Below are 23,699 nucleotides of genomic sequence, written 5' to 3' on the forward strand. Positions count from 1 at the left end.
CATGGGCGCAAGCGAGACACTTCAGCCAATCGATGTGCCGCCGTCATCGGCCGGCGCGCCCTTGCCGCATGTCTTCGCGGATGAAGAGCGATTGCTGATTGCCTATCTTGCCAACGTTCCGGACCCGGCGTTCGATGGCACGAACCCGCGCGCGGTTTCGCCAGCGACTGGCGACCAACCCCTCGCAATCCTGACGGTGGAACCATACTTGGCGCTTCAATTCGGTCCGCCGAACGATGAAGCCATCGGCGGGCATCGGCTCTATGGTCTCGGCCTGAAACCATATTCTGCGTTCGAAGTTCTCAATTCGTCCTGGATCGCTTCCCTGGAAAAGGCAAACCGGGTCCATTCATCCCATACGCCCGAGCTGTTTTCGGCCTATCGGCATTTCATCCTGACGTTCCATGACTCGACACTGGAATTCATCGCCAGGGATTTTCAGGTCAGCCTTCGCGAGGGAGCAGTCCTGGCCATTCTGATGGAGATTGCCGGGCGACGGACGCCGGTGCGCGATCCCAGGCCGGTTCGCCTCCTCGACAGGCTTCTGGGACGCAACTGACAGGCGAGAGCGGCATCCTATCGGGCGTCAGGCGCTACCCTTGCGCCTCCTCGGCAAGCTTCTGCAGCATCGGACGGGTCGGGGCAAAGAAGGTCGTGCCGGTATGCGGCGTGGAGAAGTCGAGCAGCCGGTCATAAGCGCCCGGCGGCTCGCCGACATACATGCGCTGCAGCATCTTCTCGATCACCCAGAGATAGCGGGTGTAGCCGATAAAATAGGTTCCGAACTCGTTTTGGCCGGGCCGGCCGAAAGGCATGTTGTCGCGCAGGATGTCGTATTCGTTGCCGGCGTCGTCCTCGATGGTGGCCAGCGACTTGTGCGATTTGCGCGGCGCGTCGTCGTCATCGATCTCGATGTTGTCGATCTTGGTGCGGCCGATGATCTCTTCCTGCAGGTGCGTCGGCGTTTTCGCCCAGGCGCCGAGATCGTGCAGGTACTTCTGGACGACGACGTAGCTGCCGCCGGCAAAGTCGGCGTCTTCGTCACCGACCAACGCCGAAGCAGGCAGGTCGAGGCCGGTGGGGTTGGCCGTGCCGTCGACAAAACCGAGCAGGTCACGCGCATCGAAGTAGCGAAAGCCCGAGACTTCGTCGACCACGGTCACGCTTGGGCCAAGGCTGTCGAGCAGGATGCGTTCGAACTCGAAGCACATATCGGAACGTTCGGCCCGGATGTGAAAGAGAAGGTCGCCCGGCGTCGAGGGTGCCGAATGAGCCGCCCCCTTGATCGGCGCGAACGGTTTCAGCTCCAGCGGCCGCCGGTCGGGAGAGAGGCGATCCCAGAAATCGCGGCCGATCCCGGCAATGCACGACAGCCGGCCCGAGAGATCGCGGAAGCCGACCGTCTTGACGAGATCGTCAAGTCCGCCGAGCACCGAGGCGACTTTCGAGAGGGCAGCCTGTTCGCCGGCGACGGTGACGACGAGGAAAACCGCGGCCAGCGACAGCGGCGCATCCACACTCTGCGCGTCGATCGGCACCCTGTCCCAGTTCTTGCCCGACATCCGAAATTCTCCATTTTTTCCGAGGGGTTGTTTCAGATGATCGCGAACCGGGGGGCGCGATGGCGGGAACCGGGAATACGCTCGAAGGATATCGTGATCGCGGGCGATGACGCAACATCGGATGCCGTTGTGCGCGGACGCCGAGTCAGCCGAATTGCCTCTTTATCGACACGCTGATGCGGGTAGAGTGCGGTTGACTTTCAACGCTCCGATCGGTGCTGATGCTCGCACGTCTGTTCGTGATATTCGGTGGCCTGTTCGTGCTGGTGCTGTGCGCGGCGCTGGTGGTGCCGTATTTCATCGACTGGACGGGCTACCGCGCCGATTTCGAGCGCGAGGCGAGCGCCATCCTCGGCCGCAAGGTCACCGTGGAGGGTGATGCGACGGCAAGGCTGCTGCCGTTTCCCTCGGTGACCTTCTCCAATGTCGCGGTTGCGGGCGGTCCCGACGGCCAGCCGGCGATGACCGTCGAGACCTTCTCGATGGATGCGGAGCTGGCGCCTTTCCTGCGCGGCGAGGTGCTGATCTTCGACATGCGGCTGGTGCGGCCGAAGGCGACGATCGACATCGCCGCCGACGGCACTGTCGACTGGGCGATGCGGCCGTCCTCGCCCTTCGACCTCAACCAGATCGCGATCGAGAAGCTGACGGTGACGGAAGGCGAGGTCGCCCTGCGCCATGCCGCCGGCGGGCGCAGCCACCTGATCTCCGAGATCAATTCGACAATCTCGGCGAAGTCGCTTGCGGGCCCATGGCGCATGGATGGAATGCTCAAGCTCGACGGCCTGCGCACCAATGTCACGGCCTCGACCGGCAAGGCCGAAGGCAATGGCCAGATGCGGCTGCGGCTGAAGGCCGATCCGGACGCCTATCCGCTGGTCATCGAGACCGACGGCAATGCCGGCATCGTCAAGGGCGCCGTCGCCTATTCCGGCCAGTTCAAGATCTCCGGCAATGACAAGAATTCGGCCGAGCTGCGCGGCACCGACGGCGAGACGGTGAAGGTCTCGGCCGGCAAGCCCGATCCCGGTTTTCGGCTCAACGGCAAGTTCTCGCTCGATCACCAGAAGCTCGCCTTCGACGAGTTCCGCTTCGAGACCGGACCGCTCGACAATCCCTACACCGCCGACGGCAAGGCTTCCGTCGATCTCGGGCTGAACCCGCGCTTCTCGATCGAGGCCAACGGCGCGCAGGTGCAGTTCGATGAAGCGGTCGGCGCCGCCGCCATCGCCGGCGTCACGCTCGACCAGCGCGTCAACGCGCTGGAGCAGGCGCTTCTGCACATGCCGAAGCCAACCATTCCCGGCACCGTCGAGGTGAGGCTGCCGGCCGTCGTTGCGGGCGACACGACGGTGCGCGACGTGCGCCTTTCGGCGGAGCCGGCCGAAGGCGGCTGGTCGGTGAAGTCGCTTGCCGCGACCTTGCCAGGCCGCGCCACGCTGGAGGCCAACGGAATGCTCAGCGTCGAGGACCATTTCGGCTTCACCGGCTCGCTGCTGCTTGCCGTGGCGCAGCCTTCGGGCTTCGCCGCCTGGCTGTCCAAGGATGTCGACGAGGCGATCCGCAGGCTGCCTGCCGCCGGCTTCAAGGCCAAGGTCGATCTCAGCGAAAAGCGCCAGGCCTTCAGCGATCTCGAACTGATCCTCGGCAAGGCGAAGTTTTCCGGCCGCATCGATTCCAGCCAGCCGGACGACGCCCGGCCGTCGGTGCTGATGCAGCTGGAGGGCGGCGAGCTCGACGTCGACGGGCTGGCGGCCTTCGCCTCGATCTTCGTCAGCGACAAGGGCGCCAACCGGTTTTCGGACCGCGATCTCGACTTCCAGATCAAGGCCGGGCCGGTCAGTGCTGGTGGGCTGACCGCCGACACGGTCGACACGGCATTGAGGCTGCGCAAGGGATTGCTCGAAATCGACCGGCTTGCGGTCGGTGGACTGGCCGGCGCCTCGATCAGCGCCACCGGCCGCGTCAAGGATTTCCCGGAGAGCCCGACCGGCAAGCTCGACGCCTCGGTGGTCGCCGTCGATCTCAAGCCGCTGGTCGACGTGGCGGCGCAGCACTATCCCGACAATGAGCTCCTGAAGGGGCTGGCGGCCCGGGTGGCCGCCTATCCGCAACTGCTCCAGGATGCCCGCATCGATCTGGTGACGAGCGCCGCCGACAATGGCGACGGCACGACGGGACTGGCGGTGAGCGCGCAAGGCAAGGCCGGCGGCTCGGCCTTTTCGGCATCGCTGTCCGGCAAGGGCAAGGCCGATCAACTGGCCGAAGCGCCGCTGGCGCTGACTTTCAATGCCAGGAATCCGGATGCCGCCGCGCTGCTTGCGCTCTACGGCCTGCCGGCCTTGCCGCTCGGCATGCTGGGTGAGGCGACCACCGATATCTCCGCCAAGGGCTCGTTCGGCGGCGGCCTGGCGACTGGCTTCAGCCTGGCTGCCGACGACTTCAAGGCGGAGTTCCAGGGAACCGTTGCCGATACGCCGCAACAAGGCGTGTCCGCCAAGGGCAAGGTCAGTCTCGAAGGTTCCGACATCGAGCCCTGGCTGATGACGACCGGCGTCGGCCTGCCGGGCATGGGGACCGGCACCTCGGCTTCTCTGGCTGCCGACGCCGATTTCGGCAGCGGTCTGCTGGTGCTGAGCGGGCTGAGCGGCGCCATCAACGGGGCGGCGGTTTCCGGCGACGTCAATGTCGACGTGAAGGATGGGATGCCGCACCTTGCCGGCGCCCTGGCGCTCGACGAGCTCGATCTCGATCCGACGGTGGTGGCGCTGTTCGGCGATCAGTCCTTGCTGGCCGGCAAGGGTGGCTGGCCGACGGCGCCGTTCAGCCAGAAGTCCAGCCTGCCTTTCACCGCCGACCTCGATCTGACCACGGGGGCGCTCGCCGCCGGGCCATTCGTCACCGCCCACGACGCGTCGCTGTCGCTGAAGCTCGACCAGGAGGGCATCCGCGTCTCGGACCTCAAGGCCAGGCTCTTCGGCGGCGCGCTGACCGGCCTGTTCGAGCTGAAGAACAATGACGGCACCGGGCTTTTCTCCGGCCAGATGAAGCTCGCCGGCGCCGATCTCTCGGCCTTGCTGCCGAATGCCGGCCTGAGCGGCAGCGGCGATGTCTCGATGGCGCTGTCGACCAGCGGCAAGTCCGTCGATGCGATGGTGGCCGCTTTGTCCGGCTCCGGTACGGCGGCGCTGAGGGGGCTCACCGTGGCCGGCGTCAACCCGGACGCCTTTCCCGCCTTCGTTGAGAAGGCCGATGCGATCGGGCGCGATATCGACGCGGCCAAGACCGCCGGCTTCGCGCCGGAGATCGCCGCCAACGGCAGTTTTGCCGCCAAGGACACCGACATTGCCTTCACAGTGGCCGGCGGCATGCTGCGTGCGCCGCCGATAAGCCTCGACAATCCGGCGGCGACACTGTCCGCCGACGTCACGGCGGATATCAACGCCAGCACCGTCTCGGCAAAGGGCGCCATCACCTATCGGCCCGACGACGAGGCGCTGGTCGGCTCCGAGCCGGCGGTGAATTTCAGCGTCGAGGGCCCGCTCGGCGCCGCCGACCGCCAGTTCGACAGCGAGCCGCTGGCGCAGTTCCTGACGCAGCGCGCGCTGGAGAAGGAGCAGCAGCGGGTCGAGGCGATGCAGGCCGCGCTGCTGGAGAAGCAGCGGCTGCGGCGCGAGGTGCGCTACTATGCGGCGCTGCAGACCGAACGCGACCGGGCGGCCGAGGAGTTGCGCCGGCAACAGGAAGAGGCGCGGCTGCAGGCCGAGGCTGAGGCCAAGGCAAAGGCTGAAGCGGAGGCGCAAGCCAAGGCGGAAGCCGAGGCCAAGGCGCAGGCCGAGGCCGAAGCGAAAGCCAAGGCCGAGGCGGATGCGAAGGCGCAAGCCGAGGCGGATGCGAAGGCGCAAGCCGAGGCGGACGCGAAAGCCAAGGCCGAGGCGGATGCGAAGGCGCAAGCCGAGGCGGACGCGAAAGCCAAGGCCGAAGCCGAAGCGAAAGCCAGGGCGGAACAGCAGGCAGCTGACGCGGCGGCCAAGGCGCAAGCCGAGGAAGAACGCCGCAAGGCCGAAGAGGCGTTGCGCATCGCCTCGGAAGAAAGGGCCAAGCGGGACGCCCAACGCAAGGCCGCCCAGCAAGCGCCAAAGGTCGACGGGTCACTTCCTGGCGTCAATGACGGTTCGGCTCCACCGCCACCGAAGCCCAAGTCCAACCCGTTCACGATCGACAACCTGCTGAAGTCGCTGGATGGCGGCTAGGACGAGCCGTTCTTCCCACGCTTCGCCCAATCCAGCACAAAGAGCCTGAGCGCCGATGAAAGGTTGGCGTCACGCGGGCGGGTCTCGTCGATCTCGGCAACGAGAGCGGCAAGCGTCATCTTGCGCGCCGCCGCGATGGCAACGAGATCGTCATAAAAAGGCTTTTCGAGCGAATAGCTGGTGCGGTGGCCGCGGATCGTCACCGAGCGTTTCTCGACCGGGCTCATGTGCTCAGGCGTCCGGGTCGCCCGGCTTTTCGCGGCGATGGCCAGCAATGAACTTTTCGGCCTGGTCGGCGGTCAGCCGGTCACGGTTTCTTTCGGCCTTGGAGCGGCCATGCAAAGCCCGGTTCTCGCCGGCCAGCCGTTCCTTCTCGGCGCGCGCTTTCTGCTTGCGTGCCTGGCGGAGGTTGACGACATCGCCCATGCCGCGCCGCCCGTCCGGCTACTTCTTGCGGAAGGCGTCGAGGGATACGACGTCGGCGCCCTTGCCGCCGGCTTCGGCCGGCGCCGACTTCTTTTCGGTCTCGGCGGCGGCCTTCTTCTTTTCCGACTTCTTCTCGGTGACGACGGCCAGTGGCTCGGGCGCGGCCTGGACCGGCTCGTCTTCCGCTGCCCCGTCCGTCTTGACGTCGAACTCGAGCTCGAAATTGACGGATGGATCGTAGAAGCCGCGCACGGCGGAGAAGGGGATTTCGAGCTTCTCCGGCACATCGGAGAAGGAGAGGCCGACCTCGAAGCCGGTGTCGGACACTTTCAGGTCCCAGTACTGGAACTGGATGACGATGGTCATCTGCTCCGGATAGCGTTCGCGCAGCCGCGAGGACACGCGCACGCCCGGCGCGCCGGTGAGGAATGTGATGAAGAAATGATGGTTGCCTGGAAGGCCGGTGCGCGCGACTTCGGCCAGGACCTTGCGCATAACGCCGCGCAACGCCTCCTGGGCCAGAATGTCGTAGCGGATGTGGTCGTCGGCCATGTAGCGGTCGGGTTCCGTTGAATCGTCCGCATAGCTGTAATGAAGCTTGAGCGCGGCGTAAACCGCATATAGATCGCAGCCCTGCCGAAGCGAGGGCCATTGCCGGTGTTTTGATGGCTCAGGCGCCGACGAGCACGCTTTTCCTGGCCGCGTGGGCCGCGGCCTTCTGCCTGCCGAAGGCGCGAAGGAAGGTGCGCACGCCGTTGCTGGCGGATTGCGACACTTCTTCCTCCGTCGGCGAGCCGCCGAGCATGAAGGTTATCTGCAATTCCGCGTTGACGAGCGCCTGGAACTGGCGCGCCGCCACATCGGGGTCCTCGATCGCGAGATAGCCGGCATAGGCGAGGCGGGCGAAGCGGGCGGCAAGCGCCGACCAGGTGCGGCCCGGACCCTGCTCGCGCCATTCGGCAAAGAGCTCGGGATAACGCTCGCCCTCGGCCTGGATCAGCTTGCGAAGGAACCTGCCGTCGCGGTTGCAGATGCAGTTGCGGTTCATGCGCACGGCGAAGCCGACAAGATCGGCCTCGAGGTCGCCGGGCTGGTCGGGGAAGGTGGCAATGGTGGCGAAGATGCCGGCGTTGCAGCGTTCGGTCAGGTCGCGCACGACGGCGATGAAGAGCTTTTCCTTGTCGCCATGATGGTTGTAGACGGTTTGTCGCGACACGCCGGCCTCGGCGGCGATCAGGTCGATGTTGGCGCCCGCAAAGCCTTCCCGGCAAAAGACAGAAGCTGCGGCCTCGACCACCGAAATGCGCTTTGCCTCGTGGCTGCGTGGCGGGAAAGTGTCAGGAGAAACGCCGGGCTTCATAAAAATCTATATAGCGGCGATTGACGATTTGGACAAGAGTGTCTAATTTTGTGGACATAACAAAGGCATTTCGCTCCGGAGAAACGGGCAAGTTCGCTCTGGGCTGTCGAAACGCCACGGGATGGAACGTCCTGAGGTTAGACGCCGCCTTCGCGGCGGCAACCGGAATTCGAAAGAAGCCATTATCATGAGTCCCAAATTCCTCCGCATCGCGGTCGTGCTCGGCCTGTTGTCCGCCATCGGCCCGTTCGCTATCGACATGTATCTTCCGGCCCTGCCGTCGATCGGCGAGGACCTGCATGCCGGCACCTCTGCAGTGCAGATGAGCCTGCTGATCTTCTTCCTGTCGATGGGTTTCGGCCAGATCCTGGTCGGGCCGATCTCCGACATGGTCGGCCGCAAGCTGCCGCTTTATGGCGGCCTCGCATTGTTCATGGTCGGCGGCATCGGCTCGGCCATGGCGCCGACCATCGAGTGGCTGATCGCCTTCCGGTTCCTGCAGGGCCTCGGCGCCAGCGCCGGTATGGCCATTCCGCGCGCCATCGTGCGCGACCTGCACACCGGCAATGAGGCGGCCAAGCTGATGTCGTTGCTGATGCTGGTGTTTTCGGTGTCGCCGATCCTGGCGCCGCTGACCGGCAGCCAGATCATCGAGAGCTTCGGCTGGCGCGCCGTGTTCTGGACGGTGACGGGCGCGGCGGTGCTCGCCACCATCCTGCTTGCGACCTCGCTCAAGGAAACACGGCCGGTCGAGGAGCGCGCCGGCTCATCCTTCGGCGCGGCGTTGTCGGGCTACCGCTTCCTGATGGGCGACCGCAACTTCCTCGGGCTGGTGTCGATCGCCGGCTTCGGCATCGCCAGCTTCTTCGTCTACCTGTCGAGCTCGTCCTTCATCCTGATCGACCACTACGGCCTGTCGCCGTCGGTCTACAGCGTGTTCTTTTCGATCAACGCGGTTGCCTTCATCGGCATGTCGCAGCTGACCGGGATGCTGGCGGACCGCTTTGGCTTGAAGCGCGTCGTCTGGGTTGTGGTAACCGGCTATGCGACGACGATGGTGGCGCTGTTCGCGATCATGGCCTCCGGCGTCGACCGGCTCGACATGATGGCGGCGCTGCTGTTCGTCGGCTACGGCTTCCTCGGCCTGGTCATCCCGACCACGTCGGTGCTGGCCATGGAAGAACATGGCGAGATCGCCGGCACGGCCTCGGCGCTGATGGGCACGCTGCACTTCGCCATCGGCGCGGTGGCCATGGGCATTGCCGGCCTGTTCTTCGACGGCACGCCGCTGCCGATGGTGGCCGGCATCGCGCTGTGCGCGGTCATCGCGTTCAGCCTGGCCAAGGTGACGCTTGGCCGGGCGCGCGAGGCGGTCGAAGCGCCGGCGGAATAAGCAACGTCAAAATCGTCGAAAATGGCCGGGTTCGCCCGGCCTTTTTCATGTTCAGTATAAACCGGCTGCATTGAAGCGCAGCTTGACCGGCGCGAGCGGCAAAGGCGCCAGTTCGCAACCGGTGCCAGGCGCAAAGACCCGATCAGGCTTGCTGCTGCAGAAACTGGAGGAGGAGGAGGGGAGAAGTGGAGGTTTCTGTTGCCAGGTACCTCCGAACCCCGCCTAGAAGTGCGAACCCCTAGGACTTGATTTGAAGCGTTCGCGCTGCATTACGCAGCGAGACGAGCTTCCGCATAGTTGTCGTTGGCAACTATAAGTTTAGCCCGATGACGGTGGTACAATGCCGGGCAAAAGTACGATCTTTACACCTTCGTCGATCCTATTTCGCCCCCAGCAAAAGCCGCTCCCTTCGAAAAGAGCGGTTTTTGGTGGAGGCGCCGGGTACCGCCCCCGGGTCCGAACGGCTTATTGCATCGCCTGTTTATCGCCATAGTCGGTCAAGCCGACGAAGCGAATATAGGGGCCGATCGTGGAAATTGAAAGGCCGAATGGGACTTTGTCCCTATGTCAAAATGGACCGTCGAGGGTTGACTTGCTCGCACGCTCAACCGAAGCTTTGCACCGGTGAGGAGTTACACCCAGCGCACAGATTGCGTGGCGCGCCACAAGCCTCATCGACCGGATCCGTGGCGCCGACGAGGGGATTTTGTGATGGCCGACTATCTTGCGGATGTGAAGAAATACGACGCCGGCGCCAGCGCCGACGCGGTCGAGAAGATCGTCAAGCACCTGGGCATCGCGCTCAGGAACCGAGATTCCTCGCTGGTGTCCTGCACCGACCCGAAGGAACTGGAGCGCGTCCGGGAGAACTGGGCCGCCAAGAAGCTCGGCGTCGCCGACGCCAAGAAGGCCGATGCCGCGATCGAGAAGGTCTGCATGGCGATGGCCGCCGACAACACCAAGAGCCGGGTGACTTTCTATTACCTGGTGGCGAAGGATCTCGGCAAGCTCGGCTCCCTGTGAAGCTTGACCACAGCGCGGCAGCCAGCACGACCTGGTGCCGGCGCCGTCGACATCTGGCGCGCGATCCACTTCTGTGTCGGGCTTTGTAGTATTCGACCGACGGTCAGTCGGTTATGATTGCCTGAGACCCGAATCAAGGCCAAGCCGATGCGCCAGTATCTCGACCTTTTGAAGCATGTGCTCGAAAACGGCGCCGACCGTGGCGACCGTACCGGCACCGGCACGCGCTCGGTATTCGGCTACCAGATGCGCTTCGACCTGTCGCGCGGCTTTCCCGTCACCACGACCAAGAAGCTGCATCTGAAATCGATCATCCACGAACTGCTGTGGTTCCTGGCCGGCGACACCAACATCAAATATCTCAACGATCACAACGTCTCCATCTGGGACGAATGGGCCGACGAGAACGGTGATCTCGGGCCGGTCTATGGCAAGCAATGGCGCTCGTGGCCGGATGGGCACGGCGGCGAGATCGACCAGATTGCGGGCCTTTTGAAGGAGATCCGCCGCAATCCCAACTCGCGGCGGCTGATCGTCTCGGCCTGGAACCCGGCCGAGGTGGAAGCGATGGCGCTGCCGCCCTGCCACTGCCTGTTCCAGTTCTATGTCTCGGAAGGCCGGCTCTCCTGCCAGCTCTACCAGCGCTCCGGCGATATCTTCCTCGGCGTGCCGTTCAACATCGCTTCCTACGCGCTGCTGACGCTTATGGTGGCGCAGGTGACCGGACTGAAGCCCGGCGATTTCGTCCACACGCTCGGCGACGCGCATCTTTACTCGAACCATTTCGAGCAGGCGCGCGAGCAATTGCGGCGCACGCCGAAGGCGCTGCCGACGATGTGGATCAATCCGGAGGTGAAGGACCTTTTTGCCTTCCGGTTCGAGGATTTCCGGCTTGAGAACTATTTCGCCGATGCGACCATCAAGGCGCCGATCGCAGTCTAAGGTGCATTGATATTCAGGTGATGCCGGCCTGACCGGAATCTCAACACGCCTTGCGTTCGATGTCGGATTTTGCAGGCGCTTGACCGGACAATCGCCGTCAGTCGATGCCGACCATGACATCCGAGGCCTTGATCACGGCATAGGCCTGCTTGCCCTTTTCGAGCTTGAGGTCGGCAACCGCCTCGTTGGTGATCGAGGCCGTGACGACGGAACCGCCGGTGTCGATGCGGACATGCGAGGTGGTGGCTCCCTTGACGATCTCGACGATTGTTCCCTTGAGGATGTTGCGGGCACTGATCTTCATGAAGGGTTCCTTCGCTGTGTTTGCCAAAATCCATCGTAGGCCTAGAAAACCCTGTCGCACAACGACCGGGGTCTCGAAATGTCTTCCCTTGTTATATTCATGCGGATATATCGATCGGCAGGCATTGGGCCGACGGATTTCAAACCCGGGGAGAGTTTCATGACGCAGAAAGGTTTTGGATCGGGAGCGATCGCTATTGGCGCTTTCGCGGCCGCGCTTATGGTCGCCGCGCCGGCCGCCCGTGCCGAAGACAAGGTGATCGTGTTTGCCGCGGCCAGCCTCAAGGAGGCACTTGATGGCGTCAACAAGGCCTGCGAGGCCGATGTCGGCGAGGCGGTGACCATCTCCTACGCGGCGAGTTCGGCGCTTGCCAAGCAGATCGAGGGCGGCGCGCCGGCCGACATCTTCATCTCGGCCGACCTCGACTGGATGAAGTATCTCTCCGACAAGAAACTGACCAAGCCGGACACCGAGGTGAAGCTGCTCGGCAACCAGATCGTGCTGGTGGCGCCGACCGATTCCAAGGTCGAGGCCAAGATCGAAAAGGGCTTCGACCTCGCCAAGCTGATCGGCGACGGCAGGCTCGCCATGGGCGATGTCAAGGCGGTGCCGGCCGGCAAATACGGCAAGGCGGCGCTGGAGTCGCTGGGCGTCTGGTCCTCGGTCGAAGGCAAGGTGGCGCAGGCCGAGAACGTGCGGGCGGCGCTGAAGCTGGTGTCGACCGGCGAGGCGGGGCTAGGCATCGTCTATGCTACCGACGCGCACGCCGAAAAAGGCGTCAAGGTGGTCGGCACCTTCCCGGAGGATTCGCACCCGCCGATCATCTACCCGGTTGCCCAGACCGCCGATTCGAAGGACAAGGAGGCGCCGGCTTTCCTGAAGTGTCTTGAGTCCGCAAAGGCGGCCGAACTCTTCAAGGCGCAGGGTTTCACCATCCTGGCGCCCAGCAACTGAGGCAAGACACCAACGCATGAACTGGCTGCTGGACCTCACTCCCGACGAATGGAATGCGGTCCGGCTGTCCATAAAGGTGGCGACGGTGGCGATGCTTTTCAGCCTGCCACCGGGCATATTGATTGCGCTCGTGCTTGCCCGAGGGCAGTTCTGGGGCAAGACCTTGCTCAACGGACTGGTGCATCTGCCGCTGATCCTGCCGCCAGTGGTGACCGGCTACCTGCTTCTGCTTACCTTCGGCAAGCGCGGGCCGGCCGGCGCATTCCTGGCCGAGCATTTCGGCGTCGTCTTCTCCTTCCGCTGGACCGGTGCAGCACTTGCCTGCGGGGTCATGGGTTTCCCGCTGATGGTGCGGGCGATCCGGCTGTCGATCGAGGCGGTCGACCGCAGGATGGAGGCGGCGGCCGGCACGCTCGGCGCCAATCCGCTCTGGGTGTTCGCCACCATCACGCTGCCATTGATCCTGCCCGGCCTGATCGCCGGCTCGATCCTGTCATTCGCCAAGGCGATGGGTGAGTTCGGCGCGACGATCACCTTCGTCTCCAACATCCCCAACGAGACGCAGACTCTGCCGTCGGCGATCTACACATTCACGCAGGTGCCGGGCGGCGATGACGGCGCGCTGCGGCTGACGCTGATCTCGATCGTCATCTCGATGGCCGCACTGGTGGCGTCGGAGGTGCTGGCCCGGCGCGTCGGCCGGCGGATGGATATCGAATGACGCTTATTGTCGACATCGGCCACCGCCTCGGCGATTTCGCGATCGATGCGAGTTTCGAAAGCGCGGGCCGCCTGACGGCGCTGTTCGGTCCTTCTGGCTCCGGCAAGTCGACACTGATCAATCTGATCGCCGGGCTGATCAGACCGGAGAAGGGGCGCATCGCTGTCGACGGGCGCGTGCTGGTCGACACGGCCGCGGGCGCCTTCGTGCCAATGCACAGGCGGCGCATCGGCATGGTGTTCCAGGACGCGCGGCTCTTCCCGCATTTGAGCGTCGCCGGCAATCTGCGCTACGGCCGCTGGTTCACGCCGGCTTCCGAGCGCTATGCCGACATGGATGGCGTGGTCGATCTGCTCGGCATCGGCCATCTGCTCGACCGGCGGCCGGCCAAGCTCTCGGGCGGCGAGAAGCAACGCGTGGCCATCGGCCGGGCGCTGCTTGCCAGCCCGAAACTGCTGCTGATGGATGAGCCGCTGGCCTCGCTCGACGAGGCGCGCAAGGCGGAGATCCTGCCCTATGTCGAGCGGCTGCGCGACGAGACGAAGATCCCGATCGTTTATGTCAGCCATTCCATCGCCGAGGTGGCGCGGCTGGCGAGCGATGTGGTGGTGCTGGCGCAAGGCAAGGTCGCGGCGGCTGGTCCGACTGGAGAGATCATGCAGCGGCTCGACCTGTTGCCGGCGGAAGAGCGCGGCGAGGGCGGCGCGGTGCTGGACACCACGGTGCTGCGCCATGACGAGAGCTTCGGCATGACCGTGCTCGGCTCGCCGGCAGGCGAGATCCGCGTGCCGCGCCTGGCGCGGCCGGCCGGTGCGCCGGTGCGGCTGCGCATCCGTGCCCGCGACGTCATGATCGCGACCGAGCAGCCGCAGGGCCTCAGCGCACTCAACATACTGGCGGGGACGATTACGGCGGTGAGGCCGGGTGTCGGGCCGACGGTGGAGATCGCCATCGACTGCAATGGCGCGACGGTACTGGCGCGCATCACCGAACAGTCGAAACACACGCTGCGGCTTGCGCTCGGCCGCAAGGTCTTCGCGGTGATCAAGACGATCAGCTTCGACAGCGCGACGACGGGACCCGGGCTGCCGATCGAAGCCGATGGGTGACGAAAGGACAACATCGCTATGTTGGTTTGGAATAGCGACAGGTCAGCCAAGGGGCTAATCTGATGGCGGAGGACCAAGGATGCCATCGCTGAGTTTGCGGATAAACCTCGATCCCGACGGGCGCATCGGGCCGGGCAAGATCGAGCTTTTGGAGCAGATCGCCGCCTTCGGCTCGATCTCGGCGGCGGCGCGTGGCATGGAGATGTCCTACAAGCACGCCTGGGACCTGGTCGAGGACATGAACCGTGTGTTCGGCAAGCCGCTGGTGTCGGCGCAGACCGGCGGCAAGAAGGGCGGCGGCGCGCAACTGACCGCGGTCGGCCTGGCGGTCGTCAGCCGCTTCCGCGCCATAGAGCGGGCCGCGACATCCGCGGCGGCGCAGCACATGGAGGCCTTGCAGGCGGAAATCGAAGCGGGATGAGCGGCCTGCGGAGATAGGCGAGGGGTGGCCCGAAGGACACCCCTCGTCCGACATCACTCCGAGAGCGTGAACGGAGCGGTGTATTTGTCGACATTGTCCTTGGTGATGAGCAGGCAGTCGAAGAGCTGCTTTTCGGTCGCGGCCCCGGTCTTGCCGGTCTTGATGAAGGAATCGGCCTGCTGAACGGCCTTGGCCGAATAGACGGCCACCGGCTGCAGAACCGTGTACTGCAATTCGCCCGCCTTGATCGCGGCAACCGCGTCCGGCGAGCCGTCGAAGCCGCCGACCTTGATGCTCGACAGTTTCCCGGCCTCCTTCAGCGCGGCTATCGCACCGAGCGCCATCTCGTCATTGCCGCTGGTCACGCCGATGATGTCGGGGTGCGCCTGCAGCAGGCTCTGCATCTTGTCATGGCCCTGGGTGCGGTCCCAGTTGGCGACTTCCGAGCCAACCTTCTTCAGGTCCGGATACTGGCTGATCACGGTCTCGTAGCCGTTGGAGCGCGTCGCGGCATTGTTGTCGGAGGGGGCGCCGAGCAGTTCGACAAAGTTGCCCTTCTCGCCGATGTCGGTCACCCATTGCTGGCCGCCGAGTGCCGCGCCCTGGGCGTTGTTCGACACGAGCTGGGCCTTGGCAAGGCCTTCCTGGTTGATCTCGGCATTGACCAGGAAGACCGGGATGTTGGCGGCGATCGCCTTCTTCACGGCGCCGATCGAGCCGCTGGCGTCGGCCGGGTCGAGGATGATGGCGACCGACTTGTTGGTGATGGCGGTGTCGATCAGCTTGCTCTCGGTGTTGGTGTCGGCCTTCGAGGCGCCGACGGTCGCGGTGTAGCCGAGCTTCTCGGCCTCGGCCTTGGCGACGTTGCCTTCGGTCAGCCAGTAGGGGTTGGCGGGATCGATGACGATGATCGAGATCAGCCCTTCGGCCGATGCGGCGGTCGCGGCGAGCACCGGAGCGGCCAGTGCGAAGGCCGAGAGCATCAGAATTCTTGCACGTCTGTACATTGAGTTCCTCCTTTGGTTAGCGATTGTGCCGGTCAGCCGGCAGTCTTCTCGAGAGCGGGATCGGCCGTTTTGGCCTTGTCCTTTTGTGGAGAAGTGGGCGAGCCGCCGGCCGGGCCCGGAAGCCTGGCGCGGGGGCGATACTGGATGGCGTTGAGCAGCACCGCGAGCACAATGACCGCGCCGGTGAACACTGTCTGCCAATAGGCGGAGACGCCGATGATGACGAGGCCGTCGGACAGGAAGCCGATGACGAAGGCGCCGACCAGCGTGCCACGGATGTTGCCCCGGCCACCGGTGAGCGCGGCACCGCCGATGACGACGGCGGCAATTGCCGTGAGCTCGTAGGAGGTGCCGGCCGTCGGTCCCGCCGAGGTCAGCTCGGAGGACAGGATCAGGCCGGCCACCGCGGCACAGATGCCGGACAGCATGTAGACCGAGATCTGCACCCTTTTTACCGGCACGCCGGAGAGCTCGGCGGCGCGCTCATTGCCGCCGGAGGCGTAAAGCCAGCGGCCGAAGGCGGTGCGGTTGAGGATGATGCTGCCGATCAGGGCGATGACCGCCATCGTCAGCACGCCGACCGGAATATCGAGCAGGCGGTTGAAGCCCAGCCATTCGAAGCCGGTGTTGCTGAGTTCCGGCTTGCCGCCGAGATCGTTGTAGGTGAGGCCGTTGGTCATCAGCAGCGCGGCGCCGCGCACCACGTAGAGCATGCCGAGCGTGGCGACGAAGGCCGGCACCTTCAGCCAGGCGATGAGCACGCCATTGCCCAGGCCGACCAGCGCGCCGAGCACGCAGACCAGCACCGCGACCACCCATACCGGCGGGTAGAGGATGACGCCGAGGGCATTGATCTGCACGCCCTGCATCAGGAACCCGGCGATCACGCCGGAGAAGCCGAGCGTCGAGCCGACCGACAGGTCGATGCCGCCATTGAGGATGACCAGCAGCATGCCGACCGCCAGGATGCCGAAGATCGCGACATGCGAGGCCATGGTCAGGAAGTTGCCCAGCGTGAAGTAATAGGGGGACAGCAGCGAGAAGACGATGATGATCGCAATCAGCGCGAAGAACGCGCGGCCTTCCAGCAACAGCTTGGCCGGGCTGAAGCGGGCCGGGGCCTTCGGACGGGAGCGGCTGCGATCGGGGCTAGCGTCGGTCACGATGGTGGCTCCTGTGTTGCGCATGATCGGAGATCACGGCTTCGCCCGACGCGGCCATGATCTCCTCCTTCGTGGCGTCGGCGCCGAACTCGGCCGAGATCCTGCCGCGATGCATGACGATGATCCGGTGGGCGATGCTCAGGCATTCGCTGACTTCGGAGGTCGAGAAGACGACCGCGAGACCCCTTGCCGCGCGCTCGCTGAGCAAGCGGAACACTTCCGCCTTGGCGCCGATGTCGATGCCCCGGCTCGGCTCGTCGAGCAGCATGACCTTGGGATTGGTGGTCAGCATCTTGCCGATGACGACCTTCTGCTGGTTGCCGCCGGACAGCGATCCGATCGGCGCGCCGCCGCCCGCCGTCTTGACGCGCACATCGCGGATGGATCCCTCGACCAGCGACCGCTCCTGCGATCTGGACAGGAACATTCCCCGGACGAAGGCGCCGATGCTTGCGAGCGAAAGGTTCGCGCCCACCGACATGGTCTGGACCAGGCCGTCGCGCTGGCGATCCTCCGGCACCAGCACCAGGCCCCTGGCGATGCGTTCGGCAATGCCGAGGCGGGAGATGTCGTCGCCTTCGAGCAGGACGCGTCCGCCCGCTGCCTGCAAGCGACCGGCAACGCATTCGAGCAGTTCGGTGCGCCCGGCGCCCATCAGTCCGTAGATGCAGACGATCTCGCCGCGGCGGACCTCGAGCGACAGCCTGTCGACGACCAGCCGTTCGGGGCTTGAGGCATCCGCGACGCTGACTTCGTCGATCGCCAGGGCGACTTCGCCAAAAGCATGGTCCGTCGGCGGCGAGCCGAGGTCGAAATTCTCGCCCACCATGTTGCGGACGATCCATTCGAGGTTGATGTGCCGGGCATTGGCCGTGGCGGTGATCGATCCGTCCCTGAGCACGACGGCGTAGTCGGTGATCTGCAGCGCCTCTTCGAGATGATGCGAGATGTAGACGATCGAGACGCCGCGCGCCGTCAGATCGCGGATCACCCGGAACAGTACCTCCACCTCGGTGGCGCTCAACGCCGAGGTCGGCTCGTCCATGATCAGGATGCGGGAGTCCACCGACAGCGCGCGGGCGATCTCGACGATCTGCTGCTGGCCGAGCCGCAGGTCCTGCACCAGCGTCATCGGATCGATGTCTTCCTCGAGATCGGCCATCAGCGCGCGCGTCTGGCGGGCCTCCTCGGCGAAATCGACACCGGTCGCGCCGCGTATTTCGCGGCCCATGAAGATGTTGTCGCGGACGCTGAGGTTGGGGGCGAGGCTGAGCTCCTGATGGATGATCGAGATGCCGCGGTCGCGGGCATCGGATGAAGAGGAGAAGGTGACCGACTGGCCGTCGAGTTCGATGCTTCCCGAAGTCGGCGTCGTTACACCGGACAGGATCTTCATCAGCGTCGACTTGCCGGCGCCGTTCTCACCGAACAGGGTGGTGACCTTGCCGCGGCGGATGTCGAAATTGACGCCCTTCAGGGCATGCGTGCCGCCATAGGTCTTTACGATGTTGCGGGCCGCAAGCACGGTGTCGCCAGCCGCAGGCTCGAATTCCGGCGCCGCATTCATTGGACGCTCAGCTTCACGGGGGTGACCAGCCAGCCCTTGGGATTGATCAGCTTGAAGACGCCGACCACCGAGATTGTCTTGCCGCCGAGCTTGCTGTTGTCGATGGCCGACAGCACCTGCTTCTTCATCTCGTTGTTCAGGGCCGAGCCGGCGTTCTGGTACTCGATCTGGTTGGTGAACTGGCCGAAGGTGATCGCGCCAGTGGCGTCGCGCAGGTCGGTGCCGTTGATCGCCGGGCCGGTCTGCACGCGAACGACCAGCGTGTCCGGAACGTCAGCGACCTTGATGGTGTAGATGCCGGACTTTCCCTCGCCGACGACACCGGAGAATTTGACCGAGAACTCGGTGCCGACATTGGCCGGCACGCCATACTGCTTCTCCGCCGCAGCCTTGTCCTTGGCGATGGCGGCCGCCAGCGTCGGGGCATCGACGGCGCGCTGCTCGACGCCGGCCTGCACATTCGGAAACTCGGCCTTGCCGAACGCTTCGGGAGAAAAGGCGGCTTTGCGCGAGTCTTCGGCCGAGCCGATCACGACGACCTTGGTGTCGAGGATCATCGCGCCGAGCACAACCAGAACCCCGGCCGCGATGATCATCCAGCGAACACCGGACGGTGCGCGCCGGTTCATCGGGGTGGTGGCAGGCTGTGAACTCATGCGGTGACGACCTGGCTGTGGAGGCGATCAGGGGACGTTCTTTGCTGTTTGGCGCGAAGTGCGACTGGAGCCGGTCCGCGCCGGCGGCCCGTCCGGGTTCTGATTTCCTCCAGCGCGCTCTCAACGCGTAATCGACCATACATCGATGTTAAATTACCGTCAATGACTGTGATACTTTGCCGATTTCGAGGCATGCATGCGCGTAACTCACGACCATTGATCGTACCAATATGTTGATTTTGTTCTATTTTTTCAAATGATGTGAATATCTCACGCATGCTGTGATGCTCTCGGTTTTGTGACGACAAGGCCCATGCCGGGCCTCAGGCTTCCCTGGCGCGAATGTCCCCGGCCTGCGGCTCCGCCTGCAGCCGCATCAAATTGGTGCCGTTGAGCTGCGCGACGACGGCATCGACCTCCGCGTTCGTTCTTTGAGCGCTCCAGCCAAGCGCCTGGCCAGCGACCCTGGCGACCTGCCGCAAGTCGCTCGCCGTCAGCGAGCCGCTTATCGCCAGGGTGGTGCGTCGCATCACGATGTCGGCCAGGTGCTCGACGAACTCGTTTCGGGCGATGTAGTCGATCTCGGAGAGGCTGTAGCCGTTCGAGTCCGGCAAACGATCCTCGTTGTTCGGCGTGCCGTGGTGGCGGGCTATCCGCGATGCCGTCGTGCCGTAGCGCGACAGCAACTGATCGAGGTGGTCCTCGTCGATGCCGGACGCCGAGGCGGCATCGGCCAGCCAGTTCGCCCGTGCCGCCGCATCCGCGGGAAAATCCTTGCCGCCGCCGATCGGCATCGAGCGCGTGCTGGCCTTGCGGCCGCGGCCGAGGCGGTCGAGCACGGTGTCGGCGACTTCCTCGGCGAAGCCGCGAAACGTCGTCCACTTGCCGCCGATCAGCGAGACGATCGGGAACGGGCGCGATGGTTCCGGCTCCGTCACCGGCGCCGAATGGTCGCGGCTGATCAGGCCGGGGATCGAGGCGTTGGACGAGGGCAGGGGGCGTATGCCGCTATAGGCATAGACGATCTGGTCGCGTTCGAAGCGCATGCCGGGCAGGAGCGCGCGCACGCTTTCGAGCAGATAGTCGATCTCCTCCGGCTCGCAGCGGACCGTGTCGGGGTTGTCGGCGGCAAGATCCGTCGAGCCGACAAGCGCCTTGCCGAGATAGTCGTAGACCAGGCAGATGCGGCCGTCGTCGGCCTCGAAATAGAGCATGCGTCCGGCGAGGCTCCGCACCAGTGCGTCATGCTCCAGGAGGATATGCGAGCCCTTGGTGCCGCCGATCATCTTCGACGGCGCGCCGAGCGCGGCGTTGACATGGTCGATCCACGGGCCGGCGGCATTGACGACCAGCTTCGGCCGCAGCGAAAACTCGCCGCCGCCATTGTCCCGCCTGAAGCGCAGCACGCCGTTGGAGGAAGAGACAAGCGAGGTGTAGTTGGCGGCCATGGAGCCGGCATTGGCTTCCAGCCCATCGGCGACCAGCTCCAGCACCAGCCTTTCCGGGTGGCTGATCTTGGCGTCGTAATAGGTGCCGGTGGCGACGATGGATCCGGTCAGCGCCGGCATGTCGCGCAGCGCTTCACCCCGTCCGACCAGCCGGTGGCGTGGCATGACCCGGTGACGCGAGCCGTAGAAATCATAGATCATCAGGCCGATCTTGATCAGGATGGCGCCGCGGCTGCGCGGCGCGCTGGTCGAGCCCAGAAGAGTGCGCAGCGCCGCCCACATGCCCTTGCCCCAGGAAAAGATCGGGATGACCGTGGGCAACGGGCTGACATAGTGCGGCGCGTTCTTGAGTAGCAGGTTGCGCTCCAGCGTCGACTGCGCCACCAGGCCGAATTCTCCGGTCTCCAGATACTTCAGCCCACCATGGATCAGGCGCGAGGGCGCAGCACTTGTCCCGGACCCGAAGTCCGCCTTGTCCACGATGCAGCAGCTGACGCCTTGCGCGCACAAATCGCGAAACAGGCCGGCGCCGTTGATGCCCGCGCCGAGGATGACGACGTCGATGTCGCCGTCTGTCGGCGCGCCGTCGCGCCGCGCCGCGCCGCCAAGGGGTTCGGCCGGTGGCTTCATGACCTCGCCGTATTGACGACGCGCAGTTGCACCCCTGCCTGTTCGAGCTTTTGCGCGTGCTTGTCGCTGATGCCGTCGGTGACCAGCACCGCCTCGAAGCTGGTGAGCTCGTCGAGCACGTGCAGGGCCACCTTGTCGAACTTGGTATGGTCGACCAGCAGCACGCGCTTGATCGCCGCGGCCATCATCGCCTGCTTCACCCGCACCACATGCTGATCCTGGATGAAGGCGGTGGTGCCGTTGATCGCCGAGGCCGAGCAGATCAGCAGATTGGCGCGCAGCCGCGAGATCGCGTTCTCGCAGACGATGCCGATATAGGCGTTGTAGGTGCGGTGGTACTGGCCGCCGAGGCAGATGAAATCGATGTCGTCGACATTGGTGAGCAAGGCAGCGGTCGAGACGCTGTTGGTGATCACCGTCAGCGGCTTGACCTCGAGCAGCAACGGCGCAACCGCGTTCGCGGTGGTCGAATCGTCGAGGATCACCGCTTGCCCAGGCTCGACATAGTCCATCGCGGCGCGCGCCAGCGCGTCCTTCTCGGCCCGCCCCACCGTTACCCGGTAACGGAAGGCGCTTTCGTAAAGGCCCGACGGCTGCACGGTGACCGCGCCATGTAGTTTTCTCAGCACGCCCTGATGCGCCAACTGGTCAATGTGGCGGTGGATGGTCATGCGCGACACGCCGAAATGCTCGACCAGATCGTCGATGCGCACCTGGCCGAGCTTGATGACGTATTCGGCGATCTCCTCGCGTCGTTCGTCGGCCTTGATCATGCTGTGCCCCCGATGGTTTGCCCCGCAAGGCTCTCGATTTCCGCCCATTTCGGCCTGAGCTGTTCGGCAATGCGGCCATAGATGGAATAGCGCTCGTCGAAGGTGGCGCTGCGTGCCGGGTCCGGCCGGTATTCGCGGCTCACCGAGCAGGCGGCGCGCGCGCCCTGTTGCGGCGAAGCGAACAGGCCGACCGCCGCGCCGGCGCAAAGGGCGGCGCCGAAGGCGGCCGCCTCATCGGTCGAGGTGACGGAGACCGGCGCGTTGAGCACATCGGCGAACATCTGCGCGAAGGCGGGATTGCGCGAGCCACCGCCGGTGAGGCGCACCTCGCGGACGGCAAAGCCGTCACGCAAGGCGTCGACATGGGTGCGGTGATTGAAGGCGATCCCTTCCAGCACCGCCTTCAGCATGTCGCCGCGATCGTGCCAGCCGCGCAGGCCGACGAAGCTGGCGCTGGCCGCATTGCCGTAGGGCGAGCCGAACAGAAAGGGATGGAAGAGCAGCGTGGAGGACTTCTTCAACGCGGCGTCGATCTCCGCCGCCAGCCTTTCGTGGATCGAGCCGCCCGTTCTCCTGGCCTCTTCCTGCTCGGCGCGGCAGAGCGTGTCGAGGAACCAGTCATAGTTCGCCGTCGAGGCCGGCGAGATCGACATGTTGTTCCAGCGTCCGGGATCGATAGCATTGCGGCAGAACCAGCGCGGGTCGACACGCGGCTCGGTCGAGACCACTTCATTGATCGAATAGGTGCCGGCGACGATGCTGACGATGCCGTCCTCATGGCCGCCGATGCCCAGCGCGGAGGCGGTGACGTCGTGCAGGCCGCAGGCGACCGGCGTGCCTTCGGCAAGCCCGGTCAGCGCCGCTGCCTCGGCGGTGACGTAGCCGGCGATGTCGGCCGGATGCAGGGCGGGGGGCAGGGCCGCCAACAATTCCTCCAGACCGAAGATGCGCATCGCCTCCGGCGCATAGTTTTGCGTGCGCACATTGGTGAAGGAGGTGCTTGCCTCCGTCAGGTCGGTGGCGATAGCGCCGGTCAGGCAGAAGCGCAGCCAGTCCTTGCAGCCGACAATGTGGCCGATCCGGCCGAAGCGCTCCGGGTCGTTTCTTTTCAGCCAGGCAAGGATGGCCGAAGGCGCCGATGCATGCGGAACCTGGCCGGTCAGGGCGAGCGCCTCGGAAAAGACCGGACCTTGTTCCCACGCCTCGACGATCTCGCCGGCGCGGCTGTCGAGGGACAGGATGCCGGGCCCGAGCGACCGGCGCTCCTTGTCCAGCAGATAGAGCCCGTCGCCATGCGCGGTCGCCGCCACCGCCTTGATGTCGCGCGCCGGCCTGCCGCTCAGCGCGATCGCTTCGCCGATCGCCTCGGCGGTTGCGTGCCACAGGCCCGTCATGTCGCGCTCGACCCAGCGCGGTCGCGGCATCGATTGCGGCACCCGGCGCCGCGCCACCGACAACTGCGAGCCGTCGACATCGAAGACCACCGCCTTCGTCACGGTCAGGCCGTTGTCGATCCCAAGCAGGCTGGCCATTTCTATCTCGTGACCTTCATGGGGACTTATCCTTGTCCTTGCTGGCCGCGGCCGTTTTCGCTGCCGCCTGATTTCGATGCCTTGCGCGAGCCAAGACGTATTGCGTGCCTTTACGACGGCAGGCGGCGTGCCTGCGCATCATTGTCGATGGCGTGAATTTCCTGTCGATGTGCTAGCGTCCCATGAGCGCATGGGCGGTGAAACGAGACGGCGACAGGCTGCTCCAAGGTACCAAACCAACACAAATGACCATACAGCGGTGTTAATTTAACGTCAATATGTGTGATATCTACCTGACTCTGCGCTTCAAGCGAAAACCTGAACGATGATGCGGGTAGCCTAAACCGCTGTTTTTGCTAAATGCGGTCGCATTCCGGACCGTCTCGCGCGGTTTGTTAAGCGCGGCGTGAATTGGCAGCGAACCGTGGGCTTTCCCGACATTCCGGGAACAGCAG

At 64.8% G+C, this 23,699-nt stretch carries 22 protein-coding genes and 1 other RNA gene; 9 read left to right on the forward strand and 14 right to left on the reverse strand.

Translation table 11 applies throughout. The features are described 5' to 3' along the window. Position 1 precedes the first annotated feature (1 nt). A complete protein-coding gene (locus tag JG743_RS13405; RefSeq protein WP_202300893.1) occupies positions 2-559 on the forward strand; it encodes a hypothetical protein in 558 nt (185 codons plus the stop codon). A gap of 34 nt (positions 560-593) precedes the next feature. Here the strand turns inward: JG743_RS13405 and JG743_RS13410 are convergent, their stop codons facing one another. After that, positions 594-1,562: a Dyp-type peroxidase gene (locus tag JG743_RS13410; protein ID WP_202300902.1), complete on the reverse strand. Its 969-nt coding sequence runs from the start codon at positions 1,560-1,562 to the stop codon at positions 594-596. Positions 1,563-1,783: 221 nt separating this feature from the next. Between JG743_RS13410 and JG743_RS13415 the strand changes: the two genes are divergently transcribed. Next, positions 1,784-5,815, forward strand: coding sequence for an AsmA family protein (locus tag JG743_RS13415; protein WP_202300913.1), 4,032 nt, complete (start codon positions 1,784-1,786; stop codon positions 5,813-5,815). Here JG743_RS13415 and JG743_RS13420 read toward each other — a convergent pair. The 4 genes from JG743_RS13420 to JG743_RS13435 form a co-directional block, all read right to left on the reverse strand. Continuing rightward, positions 5,812-6,042, reverse strand: coding sequence for a ribbon-helix-helix domain-containing protein (locus JG743_RS13420; protein ID WP_202300915.1), 231 nt, complete (start codon positions 6,040-6,042; stop codon positions 5,812-5,814). The genes JG743_RS13415 and JG743_RS13420 overlap by 4 nt on opposite strands. Before the next feature lie 4 nt (positions 6,043-6,046). Next, on the reverse strand, positions 6,047-6,241 hold the full coding sequence (locus tag JG743_RS13425) for a DUF4169 family protein (RefSeq protein WP_202300917.1): 195 nt from the start codon (positions 6,239-6,241) through the stop codon (positions 6,047-6,049). Positions 6,242-6,259: 18 nt separating this feature from the next. Continuing rightward, a complete protein-coding gene (locus JG743_RS13430; protein ID WP_202300919.1) occupies positions 6,260-6,793 on the reverse strand; it encodes an SspB family protein in 534 nt (177 codons plus the stop codon). A 118-nt stretch (positions 6,794-6,911) separates the two neighbouring features. After that, positions 6,912-7,601 (reverse strand): TetR/AcrR family transcriptional regulator, encoded by a 690-nt coding sequence (locus JG743_RS13435; protein ID WP_202300922.1) that lies wholly within the window; start codon positions 7,599-7,601, stop codon positions 6,912-6,914. A 187-nt stretch (positions 7,602-7,788) separates the two neighbouring features. Between JG743_RS13435 and JG743_RS13440 the strand changes: the two genes are divergently transcribed. After that, positions 7,789-8,994, forward strand: a complete 1,206-nt coding sequence (locus JG743_RS13440; RefSeq protein ID WP_202300924.1) for a multidrug effflux MFS transporter — start codon at positions 7,789-7,791, stop codon at positions 8,992-8,994. 184 nt (positions 8,995-9,178) lie between these two features. Here the strand turns inward: JG743_RS13440 and ssrA are convergent. Further along, positions 9,179-9,540: a transfer-messenger RNA gene (gene ssrA / locus JG743_RS13445) on the reverse strand. Positions 9,541-9,705: 165 nt separating this feature from the next. Between ssrA and JG743_RS13450 the strand changes: the two genes are divergently transcribed. After that, the gene (locus JG743_RS13450; RefSeq protein WP_202300926.1) at positions 9,706-10,017 is read left to right on the forward strand and encodes a DUF2853 family protein; all 312 of its coding nucleotides are present in this window, start codon (positions 9,706-9,708) and stop codon (positions 10,015-10,017) included. Positions 10,018-10,164: 147 nt separating this feature from the next. Further along, positions 10,165-10,959, forward strand: coding sequence for a thymidylate synthase (locus JG743_RS13455; protein WP_202302611.1), 795 nt, complete (start codon positions 10,165-10,167; stop codon positions 10,957-10,959). A gap of 97 nt (positions 10,960-11,056) precedes the next feature. Here the strand turns inward: JG743_RS13455 and JG743_RS13460 are convergent, their stop codons facing one another. After that, positions 11,057-11,263 (reverse strand): TOBE domain-containing protein, encoded by a 207-nt coding sequence (locus JG743_RS13460; protein ID WP_202300928.1) that lies wholly within the window; start codon positions 11,261-11,263, stop codon positions 11,057-11,059. A 159-nt stretch (positions 11,264-11,422) separates the two neighbouring features. On the opposite strand from JG743_RS13460, the gene modA reads away from it, so the two are divergent. The 4 genes from modA (at position 11,423) to JG743_RS13480 (ending at position 14,468) form a co-directional block, all read left to right on the forward strand. After that, a complete protein-coding gene (gene modA / locus JG743_RS13465) occupies positions 11,423-12,217 on the forward strand; it encodes a molybdate ABC transporter substrate-binding protein (protein ID WP_202300938.1) in 795 nt (264 codons plus the stop codon). A 16-nt stretch (positions 12,218-12,233) separates the two neighbouring features. After that, a complete protein-coding gene (gene modB, locus JG743_RS13470; RefSeq protein WP_202300949.1) occupies positions 12,234-12,938 on the forward strand; it encodes a molybdate ABC transporter permease subunit in 705 nt (234 codons plus the stop codon). Next, complete coding sequence (gene modC / locus JG743_RS13475) at positions 12,935-14,047, forward strand: molybdenum ABC transporter ATP-binding protein (protein ID WP_202300951.1); 1,113 nt, start codon at positions 12,935-12,937, stop codon at positions 14,045-14,047. The genes modB and modC overlap by 4 nt, the downstream gene beginning before the upstream one ends. A 79-nt stretch (positions 14,048-14,126) precedes the next feature. Further along, positions 14,127-14,468, forward strand: coding sequence for a winged helix-turn-helix domain-containing protein (locus tag JG743_RS13480; RefSeq protein WP_202300953.1), 342 nt, complete (start codon positions 14,127-14,129; stop codon positions 14,466-14,468). Positions 14,469-14,521: 53 nt separating this feature from the next. Here JG743_RS13480 and JG743_RS13485 read toward each other — a convergent pair whose 3' ends face one another. The 7 genes from JG743_RS13485 to JG743_RS13515 form a co-directional block, all read right to left on the reverse strand. Beyond that, the gene (locus JG743_RS13485) at positions 14,522-15,475 is read right to left on the reverse strand and encodes a D-ribose ABC transporter substrate-binding protein (RefSeq protein ID WP_202300955.1); all 954 of its coding nucleotides are present in this window, start codon (positions 15,473-15,475) and stop codon (positions 14,522-14,524) included. A 32-nt stretch (positions 15,476-15,507) separates the two neighbouring features. Next, positions 15,508-16,662: an ABC transporter permease gene (locus tag JG743_RS13490; RefSeq protein WP_202300957.1), complete on the reverse strand. Its 1,155-nt coding sequence runs from the start codon at positions 16,660-16,662 to the stop codon at positions 15,508-15,510. Further along, the gene (locus tag JG743_RS13495) at positions 16,625-18,205 is read right to left on the reverse strand and encodes a sugar ABC transporter ATP-binding protein (RefSeq protein WP_202300959.1); all 1,581 of its coding nucleotides are present in this window, start codon (positions 18,203-18,205) and stop codon (positions 16,625-16,627) included. Before JG743_RS13495 ends, JG743_RS13490 begins: the two co-directional genes overlap by 38 nt. Further along, positions 18,202-18,861: a DUF2291 family protein gene (locus tag JG743_RS13500; protein WP_202300961.1), complete on the reverse strand. Its 660-nt coding sequence runs from the start codon at positions 18,859-18,861 to the stop codon at positions 18,202-18,204. The genes JG743_RS13495 and JG743_RS13500 overlap by 4 nt, the downstream gene beginning before the upstream one ends. Before the next feature lie 323 nt (positions 18,862-19,184). Then, positions 19,185-20,939 carry a glycerol-3-phosphate dehydrogenase/oxidase gene (locus tag JG743_RS13505; protein ID WP_202300963.1) on the reverse strand — a complete coding sequence of 585 codons (1,755 nt, stop codon included), beginning with the start codon at positions 20,937-20,939 and terminating at the stop codon, positions 19,185-19,187. Next, positions 20,936-21,712: a DeoR/GlpR family DNA-binding transcription regulator gene (locus JG743_RS13510; RefSeq protein WP_202300965.1), complete on the reverse strand. Its 777-nt coding sequence runs from the start codon at positions 21,710-21,712 to the stop codon at positions 20,936-20,938. Before JG743_RS13510 ends, JG743_RS13505 begins: the two co-directional genes overlap by 4 nt. Continuing rightward, positions 21,709-23,244, reverse strand: coding sequence for an FGGY-family carbohydrate kinase (locus JG743_RS13515; protein WP_202300967.1), 1,536 nt, complete (start codon positions 23,242-23,244; stop codon positions 21,709-21,711). Before JG743_RS13515 ends, JG743_RS13510 begins: the two co-directional genes overlap by 4 nt. Positions 23,245-23,699: the final 455 nt, after the last annotated feature.

The organism is Mesorhizobium sp. 131-2-1, assembly GCF_016756535.1.
In the GTDB taxonomy this organism is placed as follows: Bacteria; Pseudomonadota; Alphaproteobacteria; order Rhizobiales; family Rhizobiaceae; genus Mesorhizobium.

Excerpts from the sequence above, each read along its gene's own strand:
- JG743_RS13515 (WP_202300967.1), bottom strand. The coding sequence starts at position 23,244 with ATGGCCAGCCTGCTTGGGATCGACAACGGCCTGACCGTGACGAAGGCG.
- JG743_RS13505 (WP_202300963.1), bottom strand. The coding sequence starts at position 20,939 with ATGAAGCCACCGGCCGAACCCCTTGGCGGCGCGGCGCGGCGCGACGGC.
- modC (WP_202300951.1), top strand. The coding sequence starts at position 12,935 with ATGACGCTTATTGTCGACATCGGCCACCGCCTCGGCGATTTCGCGATC.
- JG743_RS13425 (WP_202300917.1), bottom strand. The coding sequence starts at position 6,241 with ATGGGCGATGTCGTCAACCTCCGCCAGGCACGCAAGCAGAAAGCGCGC.
- JG743_RS13450 (WP_202300926.1), top strand. The coding sequence starts at position 9,706 with ATGGCCGACTATCTTGCGGATGTGAAGAAATACGACGCCGGCGCCAGC.
- JG743_RS13480 (WP_202300953.1), top strand. The coding sequence starts at position 14,127 with ATGCCATCGCTGAGTTTGCGGATAAACCTCGATCCCGACGGGCGCATC.
- JG743_RS13405 (WP_202300893.1), top strand. The coding sequence starts at position 2 with ATGGGCGCAAGCGAGACACTTCAGCCAATCGATGTGCCGCCGTCATCG.
- JG743_RS13460 (WP_202300928.1), bottom strand. The coding sequence starts at position 11,263 with ATGAAGATCAGTGCCCGCAACATCCTCAAGGGAACAATCGTCGAGATC.
- JG743_RS13495 (WP_202300959.1), bottom strand. The coding sequence starts at position 18,205 with ATGAATGCGGCGCCGGAATTCGAGCCTGCGGCTGGCGACACCGTGCTT.
- JG743_RS13420 (WP_202300915.1), bottom strand. The coding sequence starts at position 6,042 with ATGAGCCCGGTCGAGAAACGCTCGGTGACGATCCGCGGCCACCGCACC.
- modB (WP_202300949.1), top strand. The coding sequence starts at position 12,234 with ATGAACTGGCTGCTGGACCTCACTCCCGACGAATGGAATGCGGTCCGG.
- JG743_RS13490 (WP_202300957.1), bottom strand. The coding sequence starts at position 16,662 with ATGCGCAACACAGGAGCCACCATCGTGACCGACGCTAGCCCCGATCGC.
- JG743_RS13435 (WP_202300922.1), bottom strand. The coding sequence starts at position 7,601 with ATGAAGCCCGGCGTTTCTCCTGACACTTTCCCGCCACGCAGCCACGAG.
- JG743_RS13510 (WP_202300965.1), bottom strand. The coding sequence starts at position 21,712 with ATGATCAAGGCCGACGAACGACGCGAGGAGATCGCCGAATACGTCATC.
- JG743_RS13500 (WP_202300961.1), bottom strand. The coding sequence starts at position 18,861 with ATGAGTTCACAGCCTGCCACCACCCCGATGAACCGGCGCGCACCGTCC.
- JG743_RS13410 (WP_202300902.1), bottom strand. The coding sequence starts at position 1,562 with ATGTCGGGCAAGAACTGGGACAGGGTGCCGATCGACGCGCAGAGTGTG.
- JG743_RS13440 (WP_202300924.1), top strand. The coding sequence starts at position 7,789 with ATGAGTCCCAAATTCCTCCGCATCGCGGTCGTGCTCGGCCTGTTGTCC.
- JG743_RS13415 (WP_202300913.1), top strand. The coding sequence starts at position 1,784 with ATGCTCGCACGTCTGTTCGTGATATTCGGTGGCCTGTTCGTGCTGGTG.
- modA (WP_202300938.1), top strand. The coding sequence starts at position 11,423 with ATGACGCAGAAAGGTTTTGGATCGGGAGCGATCGCTATTGGCGCTTTC.
- JG743_RS13485 (WP_202300955.1), bottom strand. The coding sequence starts at position 15,475 with ATGTACAGACGTGCAAGAATTCTGATGCTCTCGGCCTTCGCACTGGCC.
- JG743_RS13455 (WP_202302611.1), top strand. The coding sequence starts at position 10,165 with ATGCGCCAGTATCTCGACCTTTTGAAGCATGTGCTCGAAAACGGCGCC.
- JG743_RS13430 (WP_202300919.1), bottom strand. The coding sequence starts at position 6,793 with ATGGCCGACGACCACATCCGCTACGACATTCTGGCCCAGGAGGCGTTG.